This is a genomic window from Niameybacter sp., assembly GCF_036655075.1.
GTDB lineage: Bacteria > Bacillota > Clostridia > Lachnospirales > Cellulosilyticaceae > Holtiella.
On the sequence record NZ_JAVVQU010000037.1, the window covers coordinates 1,327 to 4,580 of the forward strand.

At 39.6% G+C, this 3,254-nt stretch carries 2 protein-coding genes; both read right to left on the reverse strand.

Annotated elements, in window-relative coordinates; all coding sequences use genetic code 11:
* Nucleotides 1-118: 118 nt before the first annotated feature.
* Entirely contained in the window at nucleotides 119-2,632 is a 2,514-nt protein-coding gene (locus RRY75_RS10495) for a UvrD-helicase domain-containing protein (protein ID WP_332716672.1), read from the reverse strand.
* A 196-nt stretch (nucleotides 2,633-2,828) separates the two neighbouring features.
* Nucleotides 2,829-3,254 (reverse strand): FHA domain-containing protein (locus RRY75_RS10500; protein WP_332716675.1); only part of this gene is annotated, 426 nt, incomplete at its 5' end.

The window sequence follows — 3,254 nt, forward strand, 5'->3', positions numbered from 1 at the left end:
GTGCCTAGTGCATTACTCTCTGCTTCATTGCGCCTAATTTGCTCAAGAAGTTGCTGCATCTGTACTTTATCCATTTCCTGACCCTCTCTACTTCTTTTAAATGACTTCCCTATTTGACTCATCCTTCCGCCCGAATTGCCTCTTCCAAGCGACTTAGTGTTTCTTGAAGTTCTAAAAGAATAAGTTGTTGACCCATCATCTTTTCTTCTTGTCCAACCAATTGTTGATATCCGTAACGGATACATAAACTTTCTATTTTAATTTTTAGTGGGCCTTTACAATAAGGTGCCAAGTCCCTTGTGTAATTAAAGTCTGCCCTTCTTATCACTTTGTCTACAAATACGTCTTCCCCTTGAGCCAAAAGACAAGTGTAGTAGGCGTAGCGGTGCGGGGTATAGTCATAACACGCCGCTGCCTTTTCATAGTCTTCTTCTTGTTGATACAACTTAGCTGCTACCTCATACTCACCTGCCTCTTCATATTGCTTAGCCTCACACAGTGCAATGCGATGTGGCACTTGTGGCAAGCTAAGCTTTTGATAGGCTACTATGGCACGATCATATTTGCCGGCAGCCTCTAACTTCAACGCCGCTTGGAAAAAGTCTAACAAGGTAGATACTTCTAACAAATCAAAAGCTGCCACGTCAAAGGTGTCATAGTCTTGGGGTGTACACCCTAGAAGGGTTTCATATTGTTCAAGTGGAATGCCTTCATCCATCAAACATAGATTTTCCTGGGTTCTTGTCAATGCCACGTACAGCATATTGAACAAATACCGATACAAATGACTCTCTTCTACAACTATACCCCTTTGAATCGATTCACATAAGGTCTCCCACTTTTTTTGGTAACTGCTGATTAAGTTATACCCTATAATATAGCGATTTTCCAACCCTTTGATTTCACTAATAGTGAAGATATGGGTGTAGTCTTTGAGCCTTTTTTGAAGGTCTACTTTCTCACTTTCTGTAGCCACCACAATGTAGGTATAGGCCTTTTGTACTGCTTCTTCAAGGAGTTTTAACTGCTCTTGCCTTGACCCACGTAAAGTAAAGAGCTTGCCCACTGTTTTTTGCATAGCCCGCTCATAGTCTTTGTCATTTCGCTTATCCTTACCAAAGACAGCTTGGCGCAAATGGGCAATGTGGTTACCCACCTCCACCATTTTTTGAGGATTGCGGTAGTTGGTGCAGAGAAAAACTTGATTTTCATCTTCTTTATATCGCAGCTTGTGTCGCTCCAAAAAGTTTACAATTCTTCTCGTGTCAAAATAAGTGGGCGTAATCGTTTGATGATAGTCTCCACTCATTAAGAAGTTCTCTGGACTTTTCACCAAATTTAAGAGCATATAAAATTCTAACTCACTTAAATCTTGTACCTCATCTATGACAATCCAGTCATAGCAGGCAAATTGCGTACCACTTTTTAGCACAGCTCTTGCCAAATCATTTTCATCATACAGATTGCCCCTTTTTAGCCACTCACAGTAGTCACAAGCTAATTTGTATAAGAATTGACGCTCTTCTAGGTTGTAAGGAGAATACTTAGCATCTAACTTGATATAAACTTCTTCCAAGAGCATGCCATTGGAAGTTTTCAATACTTCTAAGTCCCAGTTAATGCCACCAAAGCCTTTTAAGATGCCACGTATTTCTTTCCATACGTCATAAGCCTCTTTCCCCTTACAGGCTTTCTTGTACTTAGGTGTCTGCATATAGTTCGCATACGCTTCTCGGTAAAATTCTTGATGAAACTGCTCATACTCCACTATCTTCCTGGCACCTCCATACTGTCTCAAATACATTTTTATAGGGTAAAAGTCAATGGATCCCTCTTGAAGTCTTCGTTCCTCCTCAGAAAGTTCATTCCGTTTGACATTTGCATAAATCTTTTTGGCTGTATCTGAAAGTTGTGCAGAATAGGTGAAGTACCCTACTTTTAAGTTTGGGTCTCCCGTTAACAATTGAATCAACTTATATACCCCAATAGTTGTCTTCCCACTTCCTGCACTACCAAAAAGTAAAAAAGGTGCAAAGGGCTGGTTCACACAGCGTCTTTGCTCCGCATTGAGATAAAAGATGCCTTGTAGCTTATCTAAGTTCACCAAATCTTCGATATTCATATATTTAAAGGGTCTCGTAATACTTGTGGCTAAGTTGTATTCCAGACGTTCTGCATGGCGCCTTGCAACTTGTTCTACACTTTGTTCTAGAAGTTCCTCCAGTTGATGCCGGAGTACATCATTGCTGCTTTGTCTGTCTTGCTCACTTTCTCCTAAATAGCCTTCTAGGTTAACTTGTGCCTTTTCACGCGCAGTCAAAATTTGCTTGTCGTGAGTGCAAAACTCTAGCAGTACTAGTGCATCTTGATCCTGTTCCTCTAGTCCCTCCACATCTTTACCTTTCATAAAGAGGACCCGGTTGCCAGCTGAAACTTTAAACTTCCACACCGCTGCAAGCTTGGTGGTCGTTTTGATTTTCTTGACACTATATTTGTTACCTACTTGATTTTTATCTTTGGTTGTATGCCACTCCCAGACAAATTGTCCAATTTTATTTAATACTGCCTCTTTGTTCTGATCGGGCAAGCTACGTTCAAATCGAATATCCATCAGAAGCTTTTGTGCTTTCATCCCGCGTCTCCTTTCTTCTCCTTATTATTACTCTCATTATACTACATCTTTATACCTATATATTTTTATTACTTCTGTTTTTTTCTTATATATCCTAAATACGCTAACTTAAACAGTGGTCCTATACTAAAAATTAAATATCCCTACTATACAATAAAGGAGGATGTACTCATCTTCCTGAGTACTCCTCCCCATCTTACGCTTTAGACTGTCCGTCTTCTTCTAGATTGCAAAGTTCTATCCTAATGCGATACGCACTTTGACCCACTTCTAGTTTGTCATGATTTTCGAGCTTTATTTGTCCCCTTACACGTTGTCCATTGATATATGTACCGTTAGTAGAATTTAAGTCTAAAATATAAATCTGACCTTCTCTTTGATAAATTTTACAATGATTTCCTGACACCGTTGGGTCGTCTAAGAGCGTCCAATGGTGGTAACCTGGATTTCTTCCTATTGTTAAGGCATTTTCCAAAGTAAACTTTTTGTTTTCATCTGTATTTGTAGTATGCATTTTATAGAAGGAAATCATAAAAGCTTGAGAGTCTAATGCTTCTGATTCAAGCCTTGCCTCTACTTCTTTTGCCGATTCAAACTTAGGAATTTTTACGCCTACTACTGG